The organism is Sulfuricystis thermophila (genome assembly GCF_004323595.1).
Lineage (GTDB): Bacteria > Pseudomonadota > Gammaproteobacteria > Burkholderiales > Rhodocyclaceae > Sulfuricystis > Sulfuricystis thermophila.
This window is the reverse complement of record NZ_AP019373.1, coordinates 985,683-1,009,332: the sequence shown is the minus strand read 5'-3', so window position 1 is coordinate 1,009,332 and position 23,650 is coordinate 985,683. Positions and strand designations below refer to the sequence as shown.

The window sequence follows — 23,650 nt, the reverse complement described above, 5'->3', positions numbered from 1 at the left end:
ATTCTATCGCAGAAAGGGCGACGGGGGTGCTGCGCACACCACGCGGCTCTCGTCCGGGCTGGCGGGGTTCAGTGCGAGGCTACATCATTCCCAATGACTTCGGCAGCCAGATCGACACCTGCGGCACATAGGTAATCAGGGCCAGGAACACCAGCATGGTGATCAGCCATGGCCAGACAGCCTTGGTGCACTCGGTCAAGCCCATCTTGCTAATGCCGCTGGCGACGTAGAGGTTCAAGCCCACGGGGGGCGTGATCATGCCGATTTCCATGTTCACGGTGATCATCACGCCGAAATGGATCGGGTCGATGCCTAGCTTGACGGCGATGGGGAACAGTATCGGCGCAGTGATGAGGATGATCGACGAGGGCTCCATGAAGTTGCCCATCACCAGCAGCAGAATATTGACCGCCAGCAAAAAGCCGATCGTGCCGATGCCAGAGTCGAGCAGCCAGGCGGCGATGCTCTGCGGAATCTGCTCGTTGGTGAGGATGAATGAAAACAATACGGCGTTGGTGATGATGTAGAGCAGCATCGCGCTCATGTTTGCCGAGTTCAACAGCACCTTGGGCACATCGCGCAGGCTGAGGTCCTTATAAACGAACACGGCGATCACGAAGGCATAGACGGCGCTCATCGCTGCCGCCTCGGTCGGCGTAAATAGGCCACTGTAGATGCCGCCGATGACGACGATGATCAAAAGCAGCCCCCAGATCGACTCGCGCAGCGCGGTCAGGCGCTCGCGCCAGGAATAGCGGCGTTCACGCGGATAATCGCCGCGACGAGCACGATACCAGGTCGTGAAGCCGAGAAAGAACGCCAACAGCAGGCCGGGAATCACGCCAGCCATGAAGAGGGCGCCGATCGAACTGTTGGTCGTCACCGCATACATGACCATGACGATCGAGGGCGGGATCAGGATGCCCAGACCGCCGGAGGAGGCCACCACACCGACGCCGAACGGCTTCGGATAGCCGGCCTTGACCATCGCCGGCAGCATGATCGAACCGATCGCCACCACGGTCGCCGGGCTGGAGCCGGAGACCGCCGCGAACAGCGCACAGGCGAACACGGACGAAAGCCCCAGGCCGCCGCGCAAATGCCCCACCATCGCGGTAGCGAAAGCAATCATGCGGCGCGCCACCCCCCCGTGGGTCAAGAAGTTGCCGGCGAGGATGAAGAATGGGATCGCCATGATCTCGAACTTCTCGATGCCGGTAAACAACTTCAGTGCGACCGATTCGAGCGGCACCTGAGTGAAGCCGAAGAGAAAGATCAGCACCGTGAGACCCAGCGAGATGGACACCGGCATGCCGGTGAGCATCAGTGCGGCGAGCAGGCCGAAGATGATGAGGGCGGTCATGATTGCCCACCTTGGCGACGCTCATGGCCGTTCGGCGGCCCCTCTTGCCGATGACGCCGCTCATAGCCGAGATCGTGCGGATGTAGTTCGTCGTCCATCGCATAGGGATTGGCGTCGACGGCGAGCGGATGCGACTCGTCGATGCCGTCTACATGGCCGTGGTCGTGATGCGGCAACTCGCCGCTGCGCAGAAAGCTCGCCAGCACCTGGAGGAAGCGGAAACACATCAGGTAGGAACCGAGCGGAATCGCCGAATAGACGATCCAAGTCGGCCATTCGAGATCGGGGGTCGTCGGCCCTTCGTAGAGCTCGCCGGTATCGATGCCGAGAAATTTGAAAATGCCGTAATGCGCGCCGTTTTCCCAGACGAAGATCGCGCCCAGCGTGCCGACGATGCCCGTAAATAACGCGCCGGCGAGCAGACCAAAGACGATGAACTTGGCCCGCGTCCGGTCGGACAGCCGGTTGATCAGCACATCCACGCCCACATGGATGCCGGTGCGCACCCCATAGGCCGCGCCGAATTTCGCCATCCAGACGAACATGATGATGCAAAGCTCCTGCGCCCAGGAGAGGTTGAGCGAAATCAGCCAGTCCTGCACGACTGGGATCGGCCAACCCGAGGCATAGCGATGCAAGACGGCAACAAAGATGATCGTCGTTGCCGCGCCCATCAGAAAGGTAATCAGCCACTCTTCCAGGTGATCGAGAATCTTCATGCGCTTTTCCGGCAAATGACACGGGGAGCTTTGCGCTCCCCGTGTGCTTTTCGTCAATGAGAAACCCCTGCGAAACGCCGCGAGCGGGATGGGATGCAAGGCGCACGGAGCGCAGCGACCGAGACATATCAAATAGATAGGCGAGGGAGCGAGCACCGCGCAACGCAGCAGACCGCCCGCGCAGCCAGTTTCGCAGGGGTTTCAATGAGTGAGTTTCACAGCTTCTTCGGATCGAAGCCGGTTTCCTTATAGACAGACTCGATGAGATCCTTGCCGATGCGGTCGGCCATCTGCTCATGCACCTTGACGAGCGCCTTCTTCCAGGCCTTCTTCTGTTCGGGTGTGAGCGTAATGATCTCGCTCTTGCCAGACTTCCGGACAGCCTCGAGTGCCTGGTCGTTCTCAACCTTGGCGATCTGGTTGGCATAGCGCGTCGCCTGCTCCATCGCTGTTTCGAGCTGTTGACGAATGTCGGCGGGCAGGCTCTCCCAGAACTTCTTGTTGACGATCACCGCATAGCCGAGATAGCCGTGGTCGGAGAGCGTCACATACTTCTGCACCTCATGCATCTTTTGCGTGTAGAGGTTCGACGGCGGGTTCTCGGTGCCATCCACGACGCCGGTCTGCAAAGCCTGATAGACCTCGGAGAAGGCCATCTTTTGCGGCAGCGCCCCCAAGGCACGCATCTGCGCCTCGAGCACATTCGAAGACTGGATGCGCATCTTGAGCCCCTTGAAGTCTTCCGGCATACGCAGCGGCTTGTTGGCGCTCATCACCTTGAAGCCGTTGTCCCAATAAGCCAGCCCGAGGATGCCCTTGGATTCGAGCTTCTTCAGGAGGCTCTTGCCCACCGGGCCGGTGGTCACCTTGTGCAGTTCCTGATAATTGTCGAAGATGAACGGCAGATCGAAGAGTTCGAATTCCTTGACGCCCAAGGGGCCGAACTTGGCGAGCGAGGGCGCCAGCATCTGCACGGCGCCCAATTGCAGCGCCTCCATCTCCTCCTTGTCCTTGTAGAGCGTGCTGTTCGGATAGACCTCGATCTTGACACGCCCTTTGGTCAGTTCTTCCGCCTTCTGTTTGAAGAATTCGGCACCCTTGCCCTTCGGTGTGTCGGTTGCCACGACGTGGCTGAACTTGATCACGATCGGCTGCTGCGCAAATGCCGTGCAGGCAAACGTGGCGGCCATGAGGCCCATCATGAAAATGCGTAGTTTCATCCCGTATCTCCTCGAAATCGGTCTTGATCGGCTTTGTGAGTATCGAAGATAGCCATTCAACCCCTCGGCGCACCATTGTGGTTTTCCGCAGACTCGATGAGCGGCGGAAATCCTGACACGCCGCGAGCGGTTAAACTTCTCCCCTTTCCCAAAGCGGTCATCTCATGCATTCCATTCTGCGCCTCGCTTTTCTGCTGCTGGTTCTGCAGCTCGGCGCTTGCGCCTCACTCCCCGAAGGAAGCAGGGACAGAACCGCCGACTCCATGGACGCTGTCATGCCGTCTGCCCCGGAGTCCGCAACCAGCGTCCGTTCAGAGCCCACCGCTGCCGGAATGCCGATGTCGGCACTGCCCAAACAGGCGCTCCAGGAAAATGGCACACCGCCACTCATCGACCTGACCGTCCCACCCGGCGATCTCTGGCAGCGCATCCGGCGTGGCTTCGGCATGCCGGATCTACACGATCCACTCGTCGCGGAACATCAGTCCTGGTATCTGAACCGCCCGGAAATGCTGCGCCGTATCTTCGAGCGCGGCCGGCGCTATCTCTACCACATCGTCGAAGAGCTCGAAAAACGCGGCATGCCCAGCGAGCTCGCCCTGTTGCCGATGGTCGAGAGCGCCTTCAACCCCCGCGCCGTGTCGAGTGCTCGGGCGATGGGGCTCTGGCAGTTCATCCCCTCGACCGGCAAGACCTACAACCTCGACCAGGACTGGTGGGCCGACGAACGTCGCGACATCATTGCCTCGACCGACGCGGCCTTGACCTACCTGCAGAAAATCTACGACATGCACGGCGACTGGCATCTGGCGCTGGCTTCCTACAACTGGGGCGAAGGCGCCGTCGGCCGGGCGATCGCCAAAAACGCGGCCAAGGGCCTGCCCACCGACTATGCAAGCCTGACGATGCCCGCCGAGACCCGCAACTACGTGCCAAAACTGCAAGCCTTGAAAAACATCATCGCGCAACCGGAATTGTTCGGCATCTACCTGCCGCCGATTCCCAACCGGCCTTATTTCGAGAGCGTGCCGAAACCGGCGCGCATCGATGTCGCACTCGCCGCGCAGCTCGCCGGCATTTCGGTCGAGGAGTTCGTCGCCCTGAACCCGGCTTACCATCGCCCGGTGATCGATGGCAATCATGCCGGCGAGGAACTGCTGCTCCCCGTGGAAAAGATCGGCACCTTCGTCACCAATCTGGAACGTTACGAGGCCGAAGACAAGCCGCTGTCGAACTGGACGACCTATGCGCTGAAGCGCGGTGACACCCTCGCCAGGGTCGCCGCCCGTTTCAAGCTCTCAGAGGCGCGACTGCGGCAAATCAATGGCATCACCCCCCGCATCAAGCTCAAGCCCGGCTTCACCCTGCTGGTGCCCAGACCCGGCAGCCAGGCGGCGGAAACCGTCGCTCGTGCGCTGCCCGAACCTCCGCCGCTGCCAAAGGAAAGCGCCGCGACGGGCCGCAAAGGCAGCACGTTGGCTGCCAGCGGCAAGAGGAAACTCACGGCGACCGTCAAGCAAAGCGCGAAACCAGCCGTGAGAGCGAAAACGAAAACGCCGGCCAAGCCCCGGCCAACCAAGAAAAAGCCTCAATCGGGAAAATAACAGCGCACCCAGTGCGTCGCCGAAATCACGGCAGTCGCCGGATAGGCCGCATGGCAGCGCGCCGTTGCGCGCGGGCAGCGCGGATGGAAATGGCAGCCCGGCGGCGGATTCGCCGGCGAGGGCGGGTCACCCGGCACCAAAAGCCGCTCTCCCGGGGCGCCCGTGATCTTCGGCACGGCGGCGAGGAGCGCCTGCGTATAGGGATGGCGCGGGTTGGCCAACACCTCTTCGACCGTCCCCTGTTCGACGATGCGGCCCAGATACATCACCGCCACCTCATGCGCAAGGAACCCGACCGCAGCGATGTTGTGGGTGATGAAGAGATAGGCGAGCCCCAGCTGTGCTTGCAGATCGAGCAGCAGATTGAGGATCTGCGCCTGCACCGAGACGTCGAGCGCCGAAGTCGGCTCGTCACAGATCAACAGTCGTGGCGCGACGGCCAAAGCGCGGGCGATCGCGATGCGCTGACGTTGCCCGCCAGAGAATTCGTGCGGATAGCGCTTGACCATCTCCGGCGTCAAGCCCACCTGGCGCAGCAAGGCCGGGACGTCGGCCTCCGGCCGTCCCTCGCGGACGATGGCATCGATACGCAGGCGCGGATTCAGGGAGCCGAACGGATCCTGGAACACCATCTGCATCTCGTTGGGCGCCAGCCCATCCAACACCCGGCCTGCGAGCTTCACCGTTCCCGCCGTCGCCGGCTGCAAGCCGAGGATCGCCTTGCCGACCGTGGTCTTGCCGCAGCCCGATTCGCCGACCAACGCCAGCGTGCGTCCTCTTGCGATGCAAAAATCGACGCCATCGACGGCCCGCACCCAACCGACGGCACGTTGCAGCACGCCGCGCCGGATCGGGAAATGCACCTTGATGTCGCGCGCTTCGAGCAGGACATCCGCTGAAGGAACTTCGCCATCCTCATCGTGCGCGGGTGCCGTGATGCCAGCGCCGACTTTACGCAACGCATCGTCGTCCGGCGAGACGATGCCCTTCACCACGCCGACGTCGAAAGCGTCCAGATGACAGCGCACACGATGCCCCGGCGCCGGTTCGCGCCAGGGGGGCGGCACCGTGCCGCACTGCGGTAGAGCCTCCGCACACCGGGATACGAAGCGGCAGCCCGCATGTCGCTCGGTCGGCAACGGCACGCTGCCGGGGATCGTCGCCAGTCGCGAGCGGCGTGCCGCCGAGTCGGGCAAGGCAGCGAAGAGCCGTTTTGAATAGGGGTGTGCCGGCGTGGCGAAAAAAGCGGCGCGTGGCGCAATCTCGACGAGCTCGCCCGCATACATCACGCCGACACGAGCGGCCATCCTCGCCACCACTCCCAGATCGTGGGTGATGAGAAGCATCGCCATGCCGCGCTTTTCGGATAGCTGCGCCAGCAGATCGAGTACCTGGGCCTGGATCGTCACATCGAGCGCGGTGGTCGGCTCATCGGCGATCAGCAGCTCGGGCTCACCGGCCAGCGCCATCGCGATCATCGCCCGTTGCTTCATGCCGCCCGACATCTGGAACGGATACTCGCGGGCCCGCCGCTCGGGATCGGGAATGCCCACCGCGGTGAGCAGTTCGACGACTCGTCTTGCATCCGTCGAGCCGCCATGCAGCCGCAAGGCTTCGCCGATCTGCTCGCCCACCGTCATCACCGGATTCAGACTGGTCGCCGGCTCCTGGAAGATCATGCCGATGCGGCCGCCGCGCACCTTGCGCATTTGGGCCTCCGGCAACGCAAAGAGATCCATGTCGGCAAAATGCACGCTGCCGCCAGCGATGCGCGCTGCCTCGGGGAGTAATCGCATCAGCGCGAGCGCAGTGAGCGACTTGCCGCAGCCGGATTCTCCGACCAGCGCGAAAGTCTCCCCGTGGGCGATTTCGAACGAGACGCCCTCGACCGGACGAGCGGGACCGATGTCGATGGTCAATCCGCTCACCGAAAGCAGCGTCATTTCGCCACCCGCGGATCGAAGGCGTCGCGCACCACGTCGGCAAAGAGATTCGCCGCCAGCACCAACGCAAACATGAAGACGAAGGCGGCGGCCAAGGACCACCAGACCATCGGCTCGCGCGCGAGCTCCATGCGCGCGGTGTTGATCATCGTGCCGAAGCTGATCGTGTTCGGATCGACGCCGATGCCGACATAGGAGAGCACCGCCTCGGCGAGCACCAGCCCCGAGAAATCCATCACGATCGCGATCATCACGATGTGCATCACGTTCGGCAGGATGTGGCGCGTCAAGATGGTGAGATGCGAAACCCCCAGCGCGCGCGCCGCCTGCACGTATTCGAGTTCGCGCAGTTTCAGCGTCTCGCCGCGCAGCAGCCGGCACAGCCCCGTCCAGCTGGTGATCCCCAGGATCGCGCACAGCGCGATGAGCCGCGCATCGGCCCGTTCGGCGCTGGTGGCGAACCATTCGGGATGCGTGTCGATCACCACCTGCATCATCAATACCGCAGCGGCGATGAGCAGCACGCCGGGAATCGAATTGAGCGTCGTGTAGAGATACTGGATCACGTCGTCGATCCAGCCGCCGGCATAGCCGGCGAGGATGCCGAGGAACACCGCCGCCGGCAGCATGATCAAGGTGGTGAGCGTGCCGATCAACAGTCCGGTGCGAACGCTCTTCAATGTGAGATAGAGCACGTCCTGCCCCACCTTGTCGGTGCCGAACACATGATAGCCCTGTGCCAGCACGGCAACGGGGCCGGCAATGAGGCAAAGCGCCAGCAAGGTGAGGAACACGGCATCCCAGGCCAGATGCGGCGTCTTTTCCCGCCACGCGGCCCCAGCGAGCCATAGCGTCAGCCAGACGAGCACCCCGGCCCCCAGTCCTTTGAGGACACGCAAGGCGATATCGAGGCCATGGCGGGAGAGATCCTCGCCTAGGTGCGCGCCGCCGTGTTTCAAGCGCGGAAAGTCGCGTCCCTCGCCTTCGATGGTCTCCTTGGCGAAGGAGTGCGTGGCGAGCGGCGCCGAGTAGGTCTTCTCGGTGTGCGTGCGCAGATCGCCGAGCAGCGCATCGAGGAGCGATCGCACCTCCACCGCGTAGTTTTCCCCCTCCCCCGGCAGCCGTTCGCGATAGTGCACCGAATCCAGCAGCGCAACGACGGTGAAGGCGAGGAGCAGCGTCGCTGACGCCATCGCCACACGGCTTTGACCGACGCGCCGCCAGCTCGCCCGCAAATGCTCGACGCGACGCGCCCAAATCCCACCGATGATCGCCGCCACGACGAGCAGGAAAAACAGCGCATCCGAGACAAGCAGGACGAACTTCATTGCAGCCGGATGCGCGGGTCGGCGAGCGTGTAGGAAATGTCGGTGAGGATCAGCCCGACGATGTAGAGCACCGAGCCGATGAACACCATCGCGCGCACCACGGCGAAGTCCTGCGCGTTGATGGCATCGATCGTATAGCTGCCCAGGCCGGGAATGCCGAAGAACGCCTCGATCAAGAGGCTACCCATGAACAGCGAGGGAATCAGCACCACCGCGCCGGTGAGGATCGGTATCAAGGCGTTCCTCAGCACGTGACGGAACAGCACCAGGCGCTCCGACAAGCCCTTGGCGCGCGCGGTACGCACGTAATCCTTGCTCGCCTCTTCGAGAAAGATCGTGCGATACCAGCGCGAGGATGCCCCCAGCCCCGCCAGCACACTGATGATCACCGGCAGGATGACGAACTTCGTCGCCGACAGCCCCTCGGCGTAACCGGAGATCGGCACCAGATGCCAGACCTTGGAGACCAGCCACTGACCGCCGATGATGTAAAAGAGGCTGGAGATCGACATCATCGCCACGCACAGCACGACGCCGGCAAAATCGAGATAGGTGGCGCGAAAATAAACGAGCAAGAGCGCGAACGAAATCGCCGCAATGAGCCCCAGCACGAACACCGGCACCGCCACCGCAAGGCTCGGCCCCATGCGCAGCCGGATCTCGCGCGCGATGTCGCGGCCATCATCGGCGCGGCCGAAGTCGAATGCGAACATCTTCACCGATTTGGTGAAAAAGATCGTGCGCGTGAATTTTCCGGCACCGGTTTCTTGCGCGTTCCAAAACAGCGGCAGGTCGTAGCCGCGCTCGGCCTTCCACTTCTCGATCGCCTCGGGGGTGACACGCTTGACGCCGAGCTGCATGCGCGCCATGTCGTCCGGGGTATTGACGACGAAAAACAGCGCGAAGGTGATGACATTGACGCCGATCAGGATCGGCAGGGCATAGAGCAGGCGGCGGATCAGATAGGCGAGCATCGCCAGCGACTATAAAACATCGTCGGCGACTTCGGCATCGCAATCGCAGCCGACGCCGACACCGATCCAGCGCAGCACGAGTCGATGCGGTAAAAGGCGGGCCAGTCCGCGCGGCGCGACGACGAGGCCACAGACATAACGGGCGCCCTCCCATGTGAGCGCTGGACAGGCGCCATGCCGATGGCCGAGCAGGAAGCGGGATAACGGACACGGTAAGAGCGCGCAACAAACGCCACAGCCGTTGCAAGGCGCGCCGACGGCGGGCTTCTCCGGTGCGGCGGCATGGAGGTGGATGGTCTTCATTCGAGGCGAAACTCCACGGGCAGCAGCACCTGACGGCGGTCGGCAGGCAGGCGAGTGATGCGCGCGGCCGCCTGGCGCGCCGCATCGTCGAGCAGCGCATGGCCGGAAGAGCTCGCCACCTCGATGCGCGCCACACGGCCGGAATCGTCGAGCGTCAGGAGCAGCACGACGCGGCCCTCCAGCCCCCGTTCGATGGCCTCGCGGGGATAGAACTCCTCACGGGTCAAGGCGGCCAGCGCCGATTGCAACGCCTTGCCACGCAACGGGCGCGGCGGCTCGCGAGGCGTCGGACTCGGCGCTGGCGCAACGGCACGCGGGGGCAGCGGCGGTTCATCGACCATCGTGGCCAGCGCGTCCGTCTGCGCCAGGGGCGGCAAACGCACGGCCAGCGCGACCGGAAGAGGCGCCATGCTGCGGTGCGGCCACCACCACTCGAACGGTACCAGGATGAGTGTATGCAGTGCGAGGCTAATCAACAGCGCCAGAAAGAATCGCTTTGTCACCATCGCCGCATGCTACCGCAGCGAAGTAAACTCCTCGGTATGAAACACCTGCTGCTGACTTGCCTTTCGGCGCTGGTGCTCGCCGCGCTACCCGCTCATGCGGAACTGCCCGATCCGGTGCGTTTCTCCGTTCGGCTCGAATTGGGCGACACCCAGCAGGCCGCGGCCTGGCTCGATGAGGGTCTCGATCCGAACTTCGAAGGGCACTTGATCGGCACCGGACTGATGATCGGGGCGTGGACCGGCAACATTGCGCTGATGGAACTGTTCCTGTCCCGCGGCGCCGACATCGATCGCACCAACCGCTTCGGTGAATCGGCGCTGATGCTCGCCGCGTGGAAAAACCAGCAGGCGGCGCTGCGCTGGCTGCTCGACCACGGCGCCCACCCCAATCCGGGCAAGGAACGCGCCTGGACGGCATTGCACTATGCCGTTTTTGCCGGCCATGCCCGCGTGGTCGAAGACCTGCTCGCCGCCGGCGCCGAGGTCAATGTGCGTTCGACCAACGGCTCGACAGTGGTGATGATGGCCGCGCGCGAAGGGCATGGCGAGCTGGCGCGACGCTTGCTCGAAGCGGGCGCGAACCCGGCCTTGAAGAACGACTCTGACGACGATGCCGTCGCCTGGGCGATGCGGCAGGGCAACTACGACATCGCCAAGCTCTTCACCAGCGCCGAGAACTTTGCCGCCCTCGCTCGCCAGGCCGCGGAAAATCCGCCTGCTCCGCCCGTGCGCTCGGCTCAGGCGCCGGACCGCGTCGATGAACTGCTGCGCAAGGCGCGGCTGGCCGAACTCGAAGGCAAGCGCGACGCGGCGCTCTTGGCTTACCGGCAGGCTTGGGACGAGCTGAAGAGCCGGCAGGAACCGCAAAAAGTCGGCGCTGGCAGGACGGCACAGAAGGACACGGGCCAGGCGCCAAAGTCGCCCAAGGCACTGGTCATCCGCGCCAAGCGCAGCGCACCGGAAAAACAGTCGCTGTCGGTCAGCTACGCCGAAGGCGATGGCACCGACGCCGACCAGCTGCTGGAACGCGCCCGTGCCGCCGAAGCCGCCGGTGACCGCACACGGGCGCTGGAACTCTACCGGCGCGCCGCCGCCGCGATCCGCGCCACCAGCGGGCAATGACTCAATACTTCACTCGGGCGTAGTAAGTCTTTTCCGCCGCCGCCCGCGCCTGGCCGAGGGTGTGGATGCCCTTGTCGGCCAACAGCGGCAGCATGCGCAGGAACACCTCGGCGGTGACGATCGCATCGCCGAGCGCGGTATGGCGGCCGATGATCGTGATGCCGAGCCGCTCGGCGATCGCTTCGAGCTTGTGCGATTCCTGGTTGGGGTGGATCACCGCTGAGAGCAGCAGTGTGTCGAGCACCGGCTGGGTGAAGCGTATCCCGAGCTTTTCTTCCTTAAGCTGCAGGAAGCGCATGTCGAAGGCGGCGTTGTGCGCGACCAGGACGGTTCCTTCGCAAAAGCGGTGGAACTGCGGCAGGACGGAGGCGATGGTCGGCTGACCGCGCACCATTTCCTCGGTGATGCCGTGAATCGGAATGCCTTCGGGACGCAATGGGCGCTGCGGATCGATGAGCTGGTCGATGTTCTCGTGGCGCAGCAGACGTCCATTGACGATGCGCACCGCGCCGATCTGGATGATCTCGTCACCTGCGGAGGGCTCGAGACCCGTGGTTTCGGTATCGAAGACCGTGTAGGTGAGTGCCGCAAGGGGCATGTCGTCGCTGGTGCGATCCTCGCCGGCGCGATGGAACAGATCGAAATCGTAGAACTCCGGCCGGCTCTCGACCTGGATGAGCGAGGCGCCTTCACCACTTTCCTGTGCCACGGCGGCCGGAATCTCAATGCGGAAGAAGGATTGCTGGATCGCAGCGCTGCGGCCGCAGGAAAGCTGACCGCCATGGCGGTCGGTGACATCTCGCAACGTGAGCGGTGTGGTTTCCCCGGCGATCGTCATCGGTTCGAGCTGCCAGCCGAGCAAGGTTTCGGTCGATACCGCCGTGCCGGCCCAATGCAGCTCCAGCTGGGCCATGCGCCCGGTGCGGGCGAGCCGCAGACGCACCAGCCTGACGCCGAAACTCTCGTCCAGCTTCGCGGCAAGGAAGGTCATCGCCTGGGTGAGCGAGTAGCTATCGACGCGAACCCAGAGATCATCCGCCACATCGTCGATCTTCGCCGTGAGACCAAGCCGCTTCTCGATGCGTCGTCCGACCGCCGTCACCAGATCGGCGCCGAGCATGTCTTCGAGCGGCCAGCGGCCGATCAGCGTATTCGCATACTCCTGGGCGGACTGGTTGAGTCGCACGGTGAGAATCTGGATCTCGTCCTCGATGGCATCGGCGATGGCTTGCACCTCGTCCAGCGCAACGCTGCCGCGCAAACCATGCAAACTGGCGCGGATTCCTGCGAGCGCCGCGCGCGTATCGTCGGCCAGCGCCTGCACGGTGCGATCGCAGTGCGCGCCGCTTTCGAGCTGCTTGGTGATGTTTTCCATCACCAGCACATAACCGGCGATGCCGGGCTGCGCACCCGCCTCTGCCACCTCGTCTTGGTGAGCGGCAGAGGACAGCACGGGTGCCATCTGCACACGAATCAGCTGTCCGGCGCGCGTCGTCGTGATGAAGTGAGCAAGCGGCCGGCCACCCGCGCGCTCCAGACGATGTTGCAACGATTCCAACGCATGACCGATCAGCGAACGGTCGAAGACCCCGTAGATCGAACGGCCCAGACCGATCACGCCGCCGCCGGCATGGGCATCCGGCACCAGCGCACGCACCTGCAGGCGGGCATGATTGTTGTAGAGCAGGATACGGCCGTCGAGATTGCAGACCAGCACCGGCATCGGCAGATCGGCGACCAGCGCGGCAAGCCGGTTTCTTTCCTCCTCGGTTGCCGCCTTGGCGGCCGCGATGCGCGACTCGACATCGGCCTGCAGCGCGTCGCGCGCATCGGCCAGCGCATTCGCCGCTTCGGCCAGAGCATGGACTTCCGGCGGGCCGGTGGGCGTGATGCGGTAGGCCCGGTTGGCATCGATCATCACACGGAGCCGTTCCGCCAGCGCCGAAATGCCGCGCACATATTGTTTGAAGACGATCCGCAGCCCCTGCACGCCGAGCAGCAGCGCAATCATCCAGAACATCAGGCCGACTGGCAGCCAACGATCGAGGATGACTAGAAAAGCAGTACGCTCCTCGCCCTGCAACTCGTGTAGGGCAATCACCATCGTCAGGGCCACGGGTGCGGTCATCACCAGCAGCAGCATGACCACGGCCAGAATGAAGCGGACTTTTGCGCTCATCGGCACACAGTGTGCCTCGACAGGGGAAATTGAAAATGGTGCCGGCAACCGGATTCGAACTGGTGACCTACCGCTTACAAGGCGGTTGCTCTACCGACTGAGCTATGCCGGCACATGCTGCAAACGCAGATTATAAACTGCGAGCATTGCCTATCCTAGAATCCAGTATTCGGGTCATCCGGCCATGCCATGACAACCGCTCCATCACGCCGCGACATCGCTTTACACCTTCTGGTGCTGTGCGACTCGCCCGCACAGATCGAAAAATTACGCCATAGCTGGCAATGGGAAGGTCCGCTGCCGGAATTTTCCTCGGCGGTAGGGTTACCCTCGTTGCGGGCGGCTTTGCGTGCCCAGTCCTGGGATGCGGTATTGCATTGTCTCAATCATGCTGGCTGCACTCCGGCCGCTGCGTTGAAGACCTTACGCGATCGCGGTCTCGAAACGCCGCTGATCGTCATCGCCGAACCCGCGGACCAGCGCGCGGCAATGAAGGCGCTACGCAGCGGGGTGCATGACGTCGCCTTCACCGACCGGCTCGAACGACTGCCTGCCGCCGTCGAGCGCGAGGTCCGCGAAGCCGCTCAGCGCGCCGATCATCGCGCCGCGCTGGAAATGCTGCACGACAGCGAGACGCGCTTTCGGGCGCTGGCCGGCAATCTGCCCGGGTTGGTGTTCAACCTACAACGCGATCCGGCCGGGCGTTTCCGTTTCCTCTATGTCAGCGAGGGCAGCACGCGCCTGCTCGGCATCGCCCCGCACGAACTCCGCGGCACTACGGAGCGGTTTTTCGCCAGTCTGCAGCCCGCCGATCAGCAAACCCTGATCGCGGCACTCCAGGAATCCGCCCAGTCAGGCAACCCACTGTTATGGGAAGGTCGCCTCAGAGACGGCACGCGTTGGATCGACATGCGCTCGCTACCCCATCGTGACGATGACGGCACGGTGCAATGGACCGGAATCGCGACCGACATCTCGCGCACCAAGAACACCGAAGCCGCTCTGCGCGAATCGCGCGCCCAGCTCGCCGCCCTCTCCTTCCACCTCGAAGCGGCGAAGGAAGAAGAGCGCGAACGCATCGCACGCGACATCCATGACGAGCTCGGCAGCATCCTCGTGCGTCTCAAGATCGAAGCGGCGCTCCTGGCCAGCAAGCTGCCCGCCGAGCTCGCCGACAAGGCGCGTTCGATCGAGAATCTGCTCGATCAGGCGATGAGCACCGCCAGCCGGGTCGCCCGGCAGTTGCGCCCGGGGATCCTGAAGGAATTCGGACTTGCCGCCGCGATCGAGTGCCAGGCCGAAGACTTCATGCACAGCACCGGCATCACCTGCCGCGCGCAATGCGACGACGGCATCGAGGTGGATCCCGAAACCTCGCTGGCCCTGTTCCGCATCACCCAGGAAGCGCTGACGAACATTGCCAAGCATGCGCACGCCTCGCTGGCCGTCGTGCGCCTGAAGCGCGAAAACGGTAATATCGTGCTCGAGATTCGCGACAACGGTCGCGGCATCGCCGAGTGCGACCTCGACAAGCCCAAATCCTTCGGCCTGCGCGGCATCCGTGAGCGGGTGCAGAGCCTCGACGGCAGCTTCCACATCGCCAGTGCGGAACAAGGTGGCACGCTGCTGATCCTCAAAGTGCCGGAGCGACACGGCGATGTCGTCACCGCAGGCGAATCCGAACCCGTCATCCAGCCCGATCTGTTCTGAAATGGCAGAAAAAATCCGTGTCCTGATCGCCGACGACCATGCCATCGTGCGTCAGGGGTTCAAGCAGATTTTCTCCGAAACCGAAGACCTCGTCGTCGCCGGCGAAGCCGACGATGGCGTCGATGCGCTCGCCATCGCCCGCCAGAACGAATGGGATGTTTTCCTGCTCGACATCTCGATGCCCAACCGCAACGGCATCGACACACTGAAGCAGCTCAAGCGCGAGTTTCCCAAGCAACCGGTGCTGATCCTCAGCATGCATCCCGAAGAACAGTATGCGCTGCGCGCGCTAAAAGCCGGCGCTTCCGGCTATCTAACCAAGCAAAGCGCGCCGGACCAGCTCGTCACCGCGATCCGTCAGGTCGCGCGCGGCAAGAAATATGTCAGCCCGGGCGTTGCCCAGCAGCTTGCCGAAGCCATCGCCGACGACACTGAGAAACTGCCGCACGAGCGCATCACCGACCGCGAATATCAGGTGCTGGTGATGATCGCCCAAGGCAAGCCGTTGACGCAGATCGCCGACGAACTGAATCTGGGCGTCGCCACGGTCAGCACCTACCGCGCGCGCCTGCTGGAGAAAATGGGACTCAAGAGCACCGCCGAGCTGATCCACTACGGCCTGCGGCACGGCCTCGTCGACTGATCATCCGGATCTGCGGCAATGACGCCCTTCGAAATCGCCCGCGAAACCCTCAAACGGCTGGCGCAGCAGCGCATCGCACCGACACCGGACAACTACCGGGCGCTCTACCATGAAATCGCTGGCACCACGGCCCAGGAGCCCTTCCCGGAAAAATTGCTGAAAAGACTGCTCGCCGGCCTGCCACGCAGGACGCCGGAACAGCTGCGCTTCGCGCGCCAGATCGAAAACGCGATCGAGGAAAAAAACTGGGAAACGGTGAAGGCCGCGCTCGACGAATTACTCGCCAGGTCGGCGGAGGAGCCGCCCAACTGGTCCGCGTTGATCCGTGAGCTGCTGACCCGGCTGGAGATGCGCCAGGCCGAACTCACACCAGCACGCAAACGCGAAGCGCTCGAACACGTGCTGAGCGCCACATCCTCGCCGGAACTGCTCTACACCCGGCTCCAGGGGCTACTGAAGAGCTGGTCGCAGGCAGGCACGCTGGAAAGCGCCACTTTTGATGCTGCTGCCGAGCCCAGCGGTGCCGGTGCGCCAGCGCCGAGTTTGTCCGACACAGCCCCCCCGGCCACGCTTGGCGACACGACCCGCGACCTGCTCGAACTGCTCGCCCAGATCCTCGAGACCACGATCGCGCTCGTCATCGGCGACGACGACACCCTGCTCGACGAAGCGCGCCAATTGGCCGGCGCGGCTCGCAGCGCTCGCGGCAACGACGACGTCGCGAAGCTCGTCGCTGCATTGAAACGTTTCGCCTATCGGCTGCATTTCGTTGCCGAAGATCAGAACGAGATCCGCGCTGCCCTGCTCCATCTGCTGCATCTCATCATCGACAACATCCGCGAGCTGGTGATCGACGACCGCTGGCTGCATGGCCAGATCGCGACCGTGCTCGAGTTGGTCGCCCAGCCGCTCGATCTGCGTCGGCTCGATGAAGTCGAGCGCCGCATGAAGGAGGTCATCTACAAGCAAAGCGCGCTGAAAAAGAGCCTCACCGAGGCCCAGGAACAGCTCAAGGCGATGCTCGCCAGCTTCGTCGACCGGCTGGCCGACTTTTCCGCCTCGACCGGCAGCTACCACGACAAGCTCGAGCGCTGCGCCGAAAAAATCAGCCAGGCCAGCGACATTGCCGAGCTGACCCAGGTGCTCGACGAAGTGATGAACGCAACACGCGCGGCCCAGCTCGATGCCCGGCGCACCCACGACGAGCTGCAGCAGATGCGCCAGAAAGTCGCGGCGGCCGAAGCGGAAGTGCAGCGCCTGCAGCAGGAGCTCGCCCAGGCGAGCGAACTGGTGCGCCACGATCCCCTCACCGGCGCGCTCAACCGCAAAGGCATGGACGAAGCGATCGAGACCGAGGTTTCGCGCGCCCGGCGCCACGGCAGCCAGCTTTGTCTTGCCTTGCTCGACATCGACGATTTCAAGAAGCTCAACGATGCCTTGGGGCATGCCGCCGGCGATGCCGCGCTGGTGCATCTGGCCAAGGTCGTGGGAGCGACCATCCGACCCTCAGACACGCTGGCGCGCTACGGCGGCGAGGAATTCGTCATTCTGTTGCCCAACACCGCGCTGGAAGAGGCCGTCACGGCGATGCAACGCGTGCAACGCGAGCTGACGCGACACTTCTTCCTGCATGACAACCAGAAAGTGCTGATCACCTTCAGTTGCGGCGTCGCCGAGCTCGGCCCCGACGAGTCGCCAGAAGCAGCCCTGCAACGCGCCGATGCCGCGATGTATCTCGCCAAGCGCGCCGGCAAGAACCGTGTGATGGCGGCTTGAAAAAAACGCTCACGGTTATTGACGCCGATGGCCGGTTTCTTGCATAATGGCGCCTCTGACGCGGGGTGGAGCAGTCTGGCAGCTCGTCGGGCTCATAACCCGAAGGTCGCAAGTTCAAATCTTGCCCCCGCAACCAAACAAAACCCAATGAGGCCAACTACTTAGCGGTGGTTGGCCTTGTTTTTTCCTATCCGACATGGAGAGCGCTGCGATGGACATTGCCCAGATCGCCCAGACCCGACATACCTGCAAGGCCTATGACCCCAAGCGCAAGATCCCATCAGAGCAGGTCGAGCAGCTGAAAACTCTGCTGCGCTTTGCGCCTTCCTCCGTCAATTCCCAGCCCTGGCATTTCATCATTGCCGCCAGCGAAGCCGCCAAGGCAAACATCGCCAAGGCGACGGAGCACCCGGTGTTTTCGGCCAACGGCCCGAAGATCCGCGATGCTTCCCATGTCGTGGTGTTCTGCGCCCGCACGACGCTGGACGACGCCCATCTCGTCGCGGTCACCGACCAGGAAGCTCGCGATGGCCGTTTTCCGAATCCGGATGCCCAAGCCGCCCAGCTCAAGAGCCGCCGGTTCTATGCGGGCTTGCACCGTTTCGACCTGAAAGACACCCAGCACTGGATGGAAAAACAGGTCTATCTGGCGCTCGGCACGCTGCTCTTCGCTGCCGCGGCGCTGGGCATCGATGCGACGCCGATCGAGGGCTTCGACAGCCGCATCCTCAACGAGGTGCTCGGTCTGCGCGAAAAGGGGCTCACCAGCGTGGTGCTCGCCGCGCTCGGCTATCGCAGCGCGGAGGATTTCAACGCCCGCCTGCCCAAATCGCGCCTGCCGACAGCGACGGTGATCACGGAACTATGAACCTTCGCAAGACGGGCGCGCGATCCGCGGCCGCTGTTCACCTGCGTTGCCGGCGCCAGGGATATTCTTCCACCTGTGCGTCGGCGATCCGGTAGCCCGCGGCGCCCTCGGCCGTCACCACCGCAACGGTCTTGAGCGTTCCGGTGACATAGACCGGAAAGATGGCCTTTTCGGCAGGATAGGGTTCTTTTGCCAGCACATGGACGATCTGGTTGGCCGGCGGCGGCGGGGTGTGGATGCAGGCGCCGAAGTAAGGCACCAGCAGGAATTCGCGCACGCCCTTGTCGTCGCGTTCTAGCGTGACGACGAAGCCGGCGATGCGTACCCGCTTGCCATCGAGCGATTTGACGACCGGCGCCTTGTCGAGGTCCTGCCTCAGTTTGTCGAGCAGGGCATTGGCCTTCGGGTCGTTGTCGGACAGCGCGGCGAGATCGACGCCTTCGAGCGCCTTCTTCGGATTCCAGTCCGCCGGCATCAGCGCTTCCCACTCGATCTCGGTGACACCGGCCGGCAGTGACCGTGCCATGGGTGCGGCTAACGTCTCGCCGACACGGAATTCGGCTTGGGCAAAGGCGAGGCTAGGCAACAAGACGGCGAGGCCGAGGCCCCGCCGCCATGCGCCCCGCCAATCAGCGCGGCAGTTCTTCAAAGACGTTGGTCCAGACATTCAGCACCTGCGAGCCGCCAGGCGCGTTGCCGGTCTTGATCTCCTTGACGACCGTCAGCGTCTTCATGTCCAGCTTGTGCAGGTTGCCATCGCCGGCGTTCGAGAGATAGCCATAGCGGCTGTCCGGCGTGAAAGCGATGTGGCCCATGCGCCCCTTGCCGACGGCCAGATCCTTGACGACCTTGAAGCCCTGGGTATTGTCGATCACCGACACCCAGTTGTTGCCGTAGTTGGTCACCACCGCATAGCGCCCGTCCGGCGTGTTGTAGGTGTGGCCGATGCCGGTCGAAACGGTGTCGGTGCGCTTGACGAGCTTCTTGGTCGCAGCATCGAACACGGCGACCTCGGTGCCTTCGAGCTTGCTGCCTGGGCCGCGGTTGAGGATGAAGAAATACTTGCCGTCCTGCGAGAAATTGCCGTGGTGGCCCTCGATCACGCCCTGGCCGATGAGCGGCATCTTGATCTGCGCGATCTGCTCGAAGCTGCCGATGGCAAACACCAGCGCGCCGGGATAGTTCGACTCGCGATCCTTGCCTTCGACGACGACCCAGACTTCCTTGCCATCCGGGCTGGGCGCGACATAGTGCGGCTTGGACGGCATCTTGATCTTCTTCACTGACCAGTCGGTGGTGTCGATGATGACGAAGTGGTCGTCGACGCGATCGACGGTGAAGGCGTAGCGCGAATCGTAGCTCCAGGCGTTGTGCATCGAGGTCGGGCCCTTGGCCTGGCCGGCGACGGCGAGCTCGACGTTCTTGATGACCTTGTCGGTCGCAGTGTCGATGAAGGTGACGCGCAGCTTGCCCTCATCCAGCCCCCAGTGGTTGACCATCACCAGCTTGCCATTGGGGCTCACGACCGGATGCTTCGGCCGGTTGCCAGTCTTGATCTTGGCGACGACCGCGCGCTTGTCGAGGTCGATGACGGTCACCGTATCCTTGCCCTCCCCTTCGGCGCCGACATAGACCTTGCGGCCATCCGGTGTAGTGTCGCCCAAGCCGGCGCTCTTCTCGGTGTCGAGCGTGGCGACAACGCTGTCGGTGGCCGGATCGACCAGATAGGCCTTGCCGTTGCCGCCGTGTAGGTGGACGATCAGGTTCGGCCACTTGACGTCGGCGCTTTTCGGCGCGGTGGCGGTGGTGGCGCAGCCCGCGAGGGCAAAGGCAGCCGCAAGGGCGGTGACGATCAGCTTCTTGTTGGTATGCATGTTTCCTCCTCCTGTGAATGGAACATGAGATCGAGCGGATATCAATTTCCTTGATACCGCTATCCACTATACTGAAAATTCGGCGCTGGCGGCTCGGCACGAAATGGACGACGACCTTGCCCTGCTCACGGCAGTCCGGTCGCAACAAGTAGAATCCGGATTCGGTTAAATCCAAAAATCCTACGAAATGACCAACACCAAGAAAGACCGACCACTTTTCGAGCTGCCCGATCAATCGAATCCGGATAAGTCGAAAAAAATCGTCGGCACGACAGCGAAGAAATCGCGACCGCGCAGCAAGCCAAAAGCCGCGCTGCCCGAGTCCCTCCAACCCTTCTTACCCGGACTCTCACGGCGCGGCCGCCCGCGCTCGAAAAATCCGATCCCGGCGGCGGTGAGAGCGAGCGAAAGCCGCAAACGGAGGCTGGAGGCGGGCATGAAGCGCGTCGAGCTCCTGCTGACAGCGGAAATCACCGCCGATCTCGAACGGCTCTGCCTCTACTATCGGGTCCCGCGCATCGAGATCATTAGCCGACTGATCGCGAAAGCAGCCAAACGCCTCCCCGCTGTATGAACCCGGGACAGCCCGTCAGCTCAGAGCTTGTGGAAAAATTCGTCGCGAGCGCAGCAGATTTTCCACAAGCTCTCACCAGGGGCAGCTGATCCCAGCGCGTGGTATAGCCGGGGCTCAGCCGTTCGCGCTTCATTTGCCAGGACGCATTGCCACGTCCCGTGGCCGCGGAGCGCAGCGTCCCCCGCCCCCAGATCGCATTGATACGGTCCATCGCCTGCATCAGCCGCGTGTTGTCACGAGCAGCGGCGAACAGGTCCTGCGGCAGCGCTGCCGCAGGGCTCAGCTCCAGCAGGGCGACGCCGGCCTTCTGATAGGCGAATCCCGACCGATAGATGCGTTCGAGCGCCCACAGCGCCGCCCGCGTCAGCCGCAACGTGTCGTCGCTCGGCGTCGACAGCGGCACGGCGAGCGCCCCCTGATACTGTGGCGCGTTTGGGTTGTGCGGGTTGGTACGGATCGACACCTGCACCATCCCGGCACATGAAGCCTGAGCACGCAGCTTCTCCGCCGCGATCGCGACGTGACTGGCGACGGCCTCCCGCAGCGCGGCCAGCTCGGTCACGTAACGACCGAAAGAGCGCGAGGAGATGATCTGCTGCTTGTTGGGCGCGGCCTCTTCGAGCGCAAGACAGGGAATCTCGTTGAGCTCGCGCTGGATGCGCTCCAGCACCACCGAGAAGCGGGCGCGCAGCATCGCCGTGTCGGCACGGCGCAGCGCCTCGACGCTGGGAATGCCGATTTCCGTCAGCTGCCGCGCCAGCCGCGGCCCGACCCCCCACACCTCGCCCACCGGAATGGTCGAGAAAAGCCCAGACAGCGCCTCTGTGGGCAGCATCGTGAAATCACAGACGCCGTCACTGCCGGCCAGCCGCTTCTTCGCACAATGATTGGCCAGCTTGGCCAAGGTCTTGGTGGTGCCGATGCCGACACAGACCGGCAGACCGAGCCACTGCCTCACCTGCCGGCGGATCGCCTGGCCGTATTCGTAGCGGTCTTTCCCGACGATGCCGTCGAGACCCAAGAAACATTCGTCGATGCTGTAAATCTCCTGCAGCGGGGAAAAGGTGGCGAGCACCGCCATCATGCGGTTGCTCATGTCGGCATACAGCGCGTAATTGCTGGAGAGCGCAACGATGCCGTGGCGCCGCGCGAGATCACGCAACTGGAACCACGGCGCGCCCATCTTCACGCCGAGCGCCTTTGCCTCGTCGCTGCGCGAGACGACGCAGCCGTCGTTGTTGGACAGGACGACGACGGGCCGGCCGTTCAGCCGCGGGTCGAACACCCGTTCGCAGGAGACATAGAAGTTGTTGCCATCGACGAGCGCGAACGTCATCGTTCAGAGTTTGTGGATGCTCCAGCGCACCACTCCCCATACCTGCAACTCCTGCCCTTCCCCGACGAGGATGTCGCGGTGGCCCGGCGCGCCGGAGCGCAGCAGCACGCCATCGGGCAACCGGCAGAGCTGCTTGACGACGAACTCGCCATCGACGACGGCAACGACGATGCTGCGGTCGGCCGGATCGAGCGCGCGGTCGACCACCAAGAGATCACCGTCGTAAATGCCGAAACCGGTCATCGAATTTCCGCTGACGCGTACGAAAAACGTCGCTTCCCTGTGATCGACGAGATATTCGTCGAGACTGAGCCGCACCTCGAAATAATCCGCAGCCGGAGACGGAAAACCCGCGGGCACCGCCCGATCGAGCAAGGGCTGACCCGGCGGCAGGATCACGCCGGTTTCGGCAGACAGACGTGGCATGTCAGGACCGATAGCGCCGGACGAGGCCGGTGACCACGCCGAAGATTTCCAGCTCGCCGCGCGGGCGGATCACCGGATAGGCCGGATTGTGCGGCTTGAGGACGAAACGGCCCTGCTCCAGCGCGAGCTCCTTGAGTGTGAACTCGTTATCGACGATCGCGACGACGAAGTCGCCGGCTTTCGCGGCCTTGGTACGCTCGACGACGACGATATCTCCATCGTGGATACCGGCGTCGATCATCGAATCGCCCTTCACCGGCACCATCACGGTCCGCGAGGGCTGACGCACCAGATAGCGATCGACGAGGAAAAGCTCCCCCTGGCCGCCTTCGATCATGTCCGGCGCGCCGGCGCGCACCGCAACCTCGGCCAGCGGACGCTCGAAAAAGCGCTCGGCAGGCACCCAAGCATCATCATCGGGCGCGCGCTCGAAAAAGCCGGCGGCCGCCAGACGATCCATCAGCTTGCTGGCCGCCGCCTTCGAGGCGAAACCCATCAATTCGGCGATACGCTGAAACGAGGGAATGTGCCGGTTCTCGGCGTAATAGTCGCGCAGCCGGTCGAGATAATCGGCATCGCGAGCGGGATTGGCAGCAGGCATGACACGCTCCCCACAGCTGAACGAACGTTCTCTACTTTAGAGAACGTTCGTTCGCTTGTCAACGGGGAGGCGGCGGAGGCGGATTCCCTGGCGGCGGGGGTGGCACGGCAGCCGCGGGCGGCGCCGAGGTGTAGCCCGACATGCTCACCGGCACGCGGTGCCCACGGGCATACATGCATTGCACATAGGCATGATCATAGTGACGCTGACTGCCGTATACCGCGCCACGAGAGGCTTCGGCACCCGAAGCGCTGCCGACGATCAACCCCATGCCGGCGCCAACGCCGGCCGCGTCGCGACCGCCGATCGCCGCGCCGGCCACGGCACCGATCGCCGTGCCGATGGCGGCATTCTGGACCGCCGCCGAGCCGGCGACCTGCTCGCGCGACCGGCCGCCGATCTGCTGGAAGGCATATTCGCGGCAATAGGCATCGTCGGCACGAAACTCGTCGAACGTCCGCCCCGTGCCGGGCAGGACCATCACGCTCGGCGCGGTCGGCACGCTCGCACAGCCGGCGAGCGCCAGCCCGGCCAACAACAGCGGCAGAAGCACTTTTTTCCTTGGGTTCATCACCATCTCT

At 63.6% G+C, this 23,650-nt stretch carries 22 protein-coding genes and 2 tRNA genes; 8 read left to right on the top strand and 16 right to left on the bottom strand.

Annotation, left to right across the window (positions count from 1 at the left end):
* Window positions 1-79 precede the first annotated feature (79 nt).
* The 3 genes from M52SOB_RS05125 to M52SOB_RS05115 all read right to left on the bottom strand — a co-directional run bounded on the left by M52SOB_RS05125 (window position 80) and on the right by M52SOB_RS05115 (window position 3,302).
* Window positions 80-1,363: a TRAP transporter large permease gene (locus M52SOB_RS05125; RefSeq protein WP_131110877.1), complete on the bottom strand. Its 1,284-nt coding sequence runs from the start codon at window positions 1,361-1,363 to the stop codon at window positions 80-82.
* Window positions 1,360-2,082, bottom strand: coding sequence for a TRAP transporter small permease subunit (locus M52SOB_RS05120; RefSeq protein ID WP_131110876.1), 723 nt, complete (start codon window positions 2,080-2,082; stop codon window positions 1,360-1,362). Before M52SOB_RS05120 ends, M52SOB_RS05125 begins: the two co-directional genes overlap by 4 nt.
* 215 nt (window positions 2,083-2,297) lie before the next feature.
* Entirely contained in the window at window positions 2,298-3,302 is a 1,005-nt protein-coding gene (locus M52SOB_RS05115; protein ID WP_131110875.1) for a TRAP transporter substrate-binding protein, read from the bottom strand.
* Between the two features lie 338 nt (window positions 3,303-3,640).
* On the opposite strand from M52SOB_RS05115, the gene M52SOB_RS05110 reads away from it, so the two are divergent.
* Window positions 3,641-4,906, top strand: coding sequence for a transglycosylase SLT domain-containing protein (locus M52SOB_RS05110; RefSeq protein ID WP_284155213.1), 1,266 nt, complete (start codon window positions 3,641-3,643; stop codon window positions 4,904-4,906).
* Here M52SOB_RS05110 and M52SOB_RS05105 read toward each other — a convergent pair.
* Genes M52SOB_RS05105 through M52SOB_RS13910 form a run of 5 tightly spaced genes read right to left on the bottom strand, consistent with a single transcriptional unit; the run spans window position 4,891 to window position 9,960 of the window.
* Window positions 4,891-6,849 carry an ABC transporter ATP-binding protein gene (locus M52SOB_RS05105; protein ID WP_131110873.1) on the bottom strand — a complete coding sequence of 653 codons (1,959 nt, stop codon included), beginning with the start codon at window positions 6,847-6,849 and terminating at the stop codon, window positions 4,891-4,893. The genes M52SOB_RS05110 and M52SOB_RS05105 overlap by 16 nt on opposite strands.
* Window positions 6,846-8,177, bottom strand: a complete 1,332-nt coding sequence (locus M52SOB_RS05100; protein ID WP_131110872.1) for an ABC transporter permease — start codon at window positions 8,175-8,177, stop codon at window positions 6,846-6,848. The genes M52SOB_RS05105 and M52SOB_RS05100 overlap by 4 nt, the downstream gene beginning before the upstream one ends.
* Entirely contained in the window at window positions 8,174-9,151 is a 978-nt protein-coding gene (locus M52SOB_RS05095) for an ABC transporter permease (RefSeq protein WP_131110871.1), read from the bottom strand. Before M52SOB_RS05095 ends, M52SOB_RS05100 begins: the two co-directional genes overlap by 4 nt.
* Before the next feature lie 9 nt (window positions 9,152-9,160).
* Window positions 9,161-9,454, bottom strand: a complete 294-nt coding sequence (locus M52SOB_RS05090) for a hypothetical protein (protein WP_131110870.1) — start codon at window positions 9,452-9,454, stop codon at window positions 9,161-9,163.
* A complete protein-coding gene (locus tag M52SOB_RS13910) occupies window positions 9,451-9,960 on the bottom strand; it encodes a TonB family protein (RefSeq protein ID WP_172601751.1) in 510 nt (169 codons plus the stop codon). Before M52SOB_RS13910 ends, M52SOB_RS05090 begins: the two co-directional genes overlap by 4 nt.
* 36 nt (window positions 9,961-9,996) lie before the next feature.
* Here M52SOB_RS13910 and M52SOB_RS05085 point away from each other — a divergent pair, with 36 nt between their 5' ends.
* On the top strand, window positions 9,997-11,082 hold the full coding sequence (locus tag M52SOB_RS05085) for an ankyrin repeat domain-containing protein (RefSeq protein ID WP_172601750.1): 1,086 nt from the start codon (window positions 9,997-9,999) through the stop codon (window positions 11,080-11,082).
* A 1-nt stretch (window position 11,083) separates the two neighbouring features.
* On the opposite strand, the gene M52SOB_RS05080 is transcribed toward M52SOB_RS05085, so the two are convergent.
* Window positions 11,084-13,261 (bottom strand): exonuclease domain-containing protein, encoded by a 2,178-nt coding sequence (locus M52SOB_RS05080; RefSeq protein ID WP_131110868.1) that lies wholly within the window; start codon window positions 13,259-13,261, stop codon window positions 11,084-11,086.
* A 36-nt stretch (window positions 13,262-13,297) separates the two neighbouring features.
* Window positions 13,298-13,373 (bottom strand) — tRNA-Thr (locus M52SOB_RS05075).
* A gap of 77 nt (window positions 13,374-13,450) precedes the next feature.
* Here M52SOB_RS05075 and M52SOB_RS05070 point away from each other — a divergent pair.
* The 5 genes from M52SOB_RS05070 to nfsB all read left to right on the top strand — a co-directional run bounded on the left by M52SOB_RS05070 (window position 13,451) and on the right by nfsB (window position 18,258).
* Window positions 13,451-14,971 (top strand): hybrid sensor histidine kinase/response regulator, encoded by a 1,521-nt coding sequence (locus M52SOB_RS05070; RefSeq protein WP_131110867.1) that lies wholly within the window; start codon window positions 13,451-13,453, stop codon window positions 14,969-14,971.
* 1 nt (window position 14,972) lies between these two features.
* On the top strand, window positions 14,973-15,614 hold the full coding sequence (locus tag M52SOB_RS05065; RefSeq protein ID WP_131110866.1) for a response regulator: 642 nt from the start codon (window positions 14,973-14,975) through the stop codon (window positions 15,612-15,614).
* An 18-nt stretch (window positions 15,615-15,632) separates the two neighbouring features.
* Window positions 15,633-17,390: a GGDEF domain-containing protein gene (locus M52SOB_RS05060; protein WP_131110865.1), complete on the top strand. Its 1,758-nt coding sequence runs from the start codon at window positions 15,633-15,635 to the stop codon at window positions 17,388-17,390.
* A 59-nt stretch (window positions 17,391-17,449) separates the two neighbouring features.
* Window positions 17,450-17,526: transfer RNA gene (locus M52SOB_RS05055), tRNA-Met, on the top strand.
* 75 nt (window positions 17,527-17,601) lie between these two features.
* Window positions 17,602-18,258 carry an oxygen-insensitive NAD(P)H nitroreductase gene (gene nfsB, locus M52SOB_RS05050; RefSeq protein WP_131110864.1) on the top strand — a complete coding sequence of 219 codons (657 nt, stop codon included), beginning with the start codon at window positions 17,602-17,604 and terminating at the stop codon, window positions 18,256-18,258.
* A gap of 37 nt (window positions 18,259-18,295) precedes the next feature.
* Here nfsB and M52SOB_RS05045 read toward each other — a convergent pair whose 3' ends face one another.
* Together M52SOB_RS05045 and M52SOB_RS05040 are read right to left on the bottom strand one after the other, a co-directional pair.
* Window positions 18,296-18,784, bottom strand: a complete 489-nt coding sequence (locus M52SOB_RS05045; RefSeq protein WP_172601749.1) for a DUF3299 domain-containing protein — start codon at window positions 18,782-18,784, stop codon at window positions 18,296-18,298.
* A 103-nt stretch (window positions 18,785-18,887) separates the two neighbouring features.
* The gene (locus M52SOB_RS05040; protein ID WP_131110862.1) at window positions 18,888-20,132 is read right to left on the bottom strand and encodes a cytochrome D1 domain-containing protein; all 1,245 of its coding nucleotides are present in this window, start codon (window positions 20,130-20,132) and stop codon (window positions 18,888-18,890) included.
* 187 nt (window positions 20,133-20,319) lie between these two features.
* Here M52SOB_RS05040 and M52SOB_RS05035 point away from each other — a divergent pair, with 187 nt between their 5' ends.
* The gene (locus tag M52SOB_RS05035) at window positions 20,320-20,706 is read left to right on the top strand and encodes a hypothetical protein (protein WP_131110861.1); all 387 of its coding nucleotides are present in this window, start codon (window positions 20,320-20,322) and stop codon (window positions 20,704-20,706) included.
* Here the strand turns inward: M52SOB_RS05035 and M52SOB_RS05030 are convergent.
* Genes M52SOB_RS05030 through M52SOB_RS05015 form a run of 4 tightly spaced genes read right to left on the bottom strand, consistent with a single transcriptional unit; the run spans window position 20,660 to window position 23,640 of the window.
* Entirely contained in the window at window positions 20,660-22,042 is a 1,383-nt protein-coding gene (locus tag M52SOB_RS05030) for a Y-family DNA polymerase (protein ID WP_131110860.1), read from the bottom strand. The two genes, M52SOB_RS05035 and M52SOB_RS05030, sit on opposite strands and share 47 nt — an antisense overlap.
* Window positions 22,043-22,045: 3 nt before the next feature.
* Window positions 22,046-22,468 carry a LexA family protein gene (locus M52SOB_RS05025; RefSeq protein WP_131110859.1) on the bottom strand — a complete coding sequence of 141 codons (423 nt, stop codon included), beginning with the start codon at window positions 22,466-22,468 and terminating at the stop codon, window positions 22,046-22,048.
* A gap of 1 nt (window position 22,469) precedes the next feature.
* On the bottom strand, window positions 22,470-23,069 hold the full coding sequence (locus M52SOB_RS05020) for a LexA family protein (RefSeq protein ID WP_131110858.1): 600 nt from the start codon (window positions 23,067-23,069) through the stop codon (window positions 22,470-22,472).
* 58 nt (window positions 23,070-23,127) lie between these two features.
* Window positions 23,128-23,640: a hypothetical protein gene (locus tag M52SOB_RS05015; protein WP_131110857.1), complete on the bottom strand. Its 513-nt coding sequence runs from the start codon at window positions 23,638-23,640 to the stop codon at window positions 23,128-23,130.
* Window positions 23,641-23,650 lie beyond the last annotated feature (10 nt).

Coding starts and splice junctions, on each gene's coding strand:
- M52SOB_RS05125 (WP_131110877.1), bottom strand. CDS start 1,363: ATGACCGCCCTCATCATCTTCGGCCTGCTCGCCGCACTGATGCTCACC.
- M52SOB_RS05120 (WP_131110876.1), bottom strand. CDS start 2,082: ATGAAGATTCTCGATCACCTGGAAGAGTGGCTGATTACCTTTCTGATG.
- M52SOB_RS05115 (WP_131110875.1), bottom strand. CDS start 3,302: ATGAAACTACGCATTTTCATGATGGGCCTCATGGCCGCCACGTTTGCC.
- M52SOB_RS05110 (WP_284155213.1), top strand. CDS start 3,641: ATGTCGGCACTGCCCAAACAGGCGCTCCAGGAAAATGGCACACCGCCA.
- M52SOB_RS05105 (WP_131110873.1), bottom strand. CDS start 6,849: ATGACGCTGCTTTCGGTGAGCGGATTGACCATCGACATCGGTCCCGCT.
- M52SOB_RS05100 (WP_131110872.1), bottom strand. CDS start 8,177: ATGAAGTTCGTCCTGCTTGTCTCGGATGCGCTGTTTTTCCTGCTCGTC.
- M52SOB_RS05095 (WP_131110871.1), bottom strand. CDS start 9,151: ATGCTCGCCTATCTGATCCGCCGCCTGCTCTATGCCCTGCCGATCCTG.
- M52SOB_RS05090 (WP_131110870.1), bottom strand. CDS start 9,454: ATGAAGACCATCCACCTCCATGCCGCCGCACCGGAGAAGCCCGCCGTC.
- M52SOB_RS13910 (WP_172601751.1), bottom strand. CDS start 9,960: ATGGTGACAAAGCGATTCTTTCTGGCGCTGTTGATTAGCCTCGCACTG.
- M52SOB_RS05085 (WP_172601750.1), top strand. CDS start 9,997: ATGAAACACCTGCTGCTGACTTGCCTTTCGGCGCTGGTGCTCGCCGCG.
- M52SOB_RS05080 (WP_131110868.1), bottom strand. CDS start 13,261: ATGAGCGCAAAAGTCCGCTTCATTCTGGCCGTGGTCATGCTGCTGCTG.
- M52SOB_RS05070 (WP_131110867.1), top strand. CDS start 13,451: ATGACAACCGCTCCATCACGCCGCGACATCGCTTTACACCTTCTGGTG.
- M52SOB_RS05065 (WP_131110866.1), top strand. CDS start 14,973: ATGGCAGAAAAAATCCGTGTCCTGATCGCCGACGACCATGCCATCGTG.
- M52SOB_RS05060 (WP_131110865.1), top strand. CDS start 15,633: ATGACGCCCTTCGAAATCGCCCGCGAAACCCTCAAACGGCTGGCGCAG.
- nfsB (WP_131110864.1), top strand. CDS start 17,602: ATGGACATTGCCCAGATCGCCCAGACCCGACATACCTGCAAGGCCTAT.
- M52SOB_RS05045 (WP_172601749.1), bottom strand. CDS start 18,784: ATGGCACGGTCACTGCCGGCCGGTGTCACCGAGATCGAGTGGGAAGCG.
- M52SOB_RS05040 (WP_131110862.1), bottom strand. CDS start 20,132: ATGCATACCAACAAGAAGCTGATCGTCACCGCCCTTGCGGCTGCCTTT.
- M52SOB_RS05035 (WP_131110861.1), top strand. CDS start 20,320: ATGACCAACACCAAGAAAGACCGACCACTTTTCGAGCTGCCCGATCAA.
- M52SOB_RS05030 (WP_131110860.1), bottom strand. CDS start 22,042: ATGACGTTCGCGCTCGTCGATGGCAACAACTTCTATGTCTCCTGCGAA.
- M52SOB_RS05025 (WP_131110859.1), bottom strand. CDS start 22,468: ATGCCACGTCTGTCTGCCGAAACCGGCGTGATCCTGCCGCCGGGTCAG.
- M52SOB_RS05020 (WP_131110858.1), bottom strand. CDS start 23,069: ATGCCTGCTGCCAATCCCGCTCGCGATGCCGATTATCTCGACCGGCTG.
- M52SOB_RS05015 (WP_131110857.1), bottom strand. CDS start 23,640: ATGAACCCAAGGAAAAAAGTGCTTCTGCCGCTGTTGTTGGCCGGGCTG.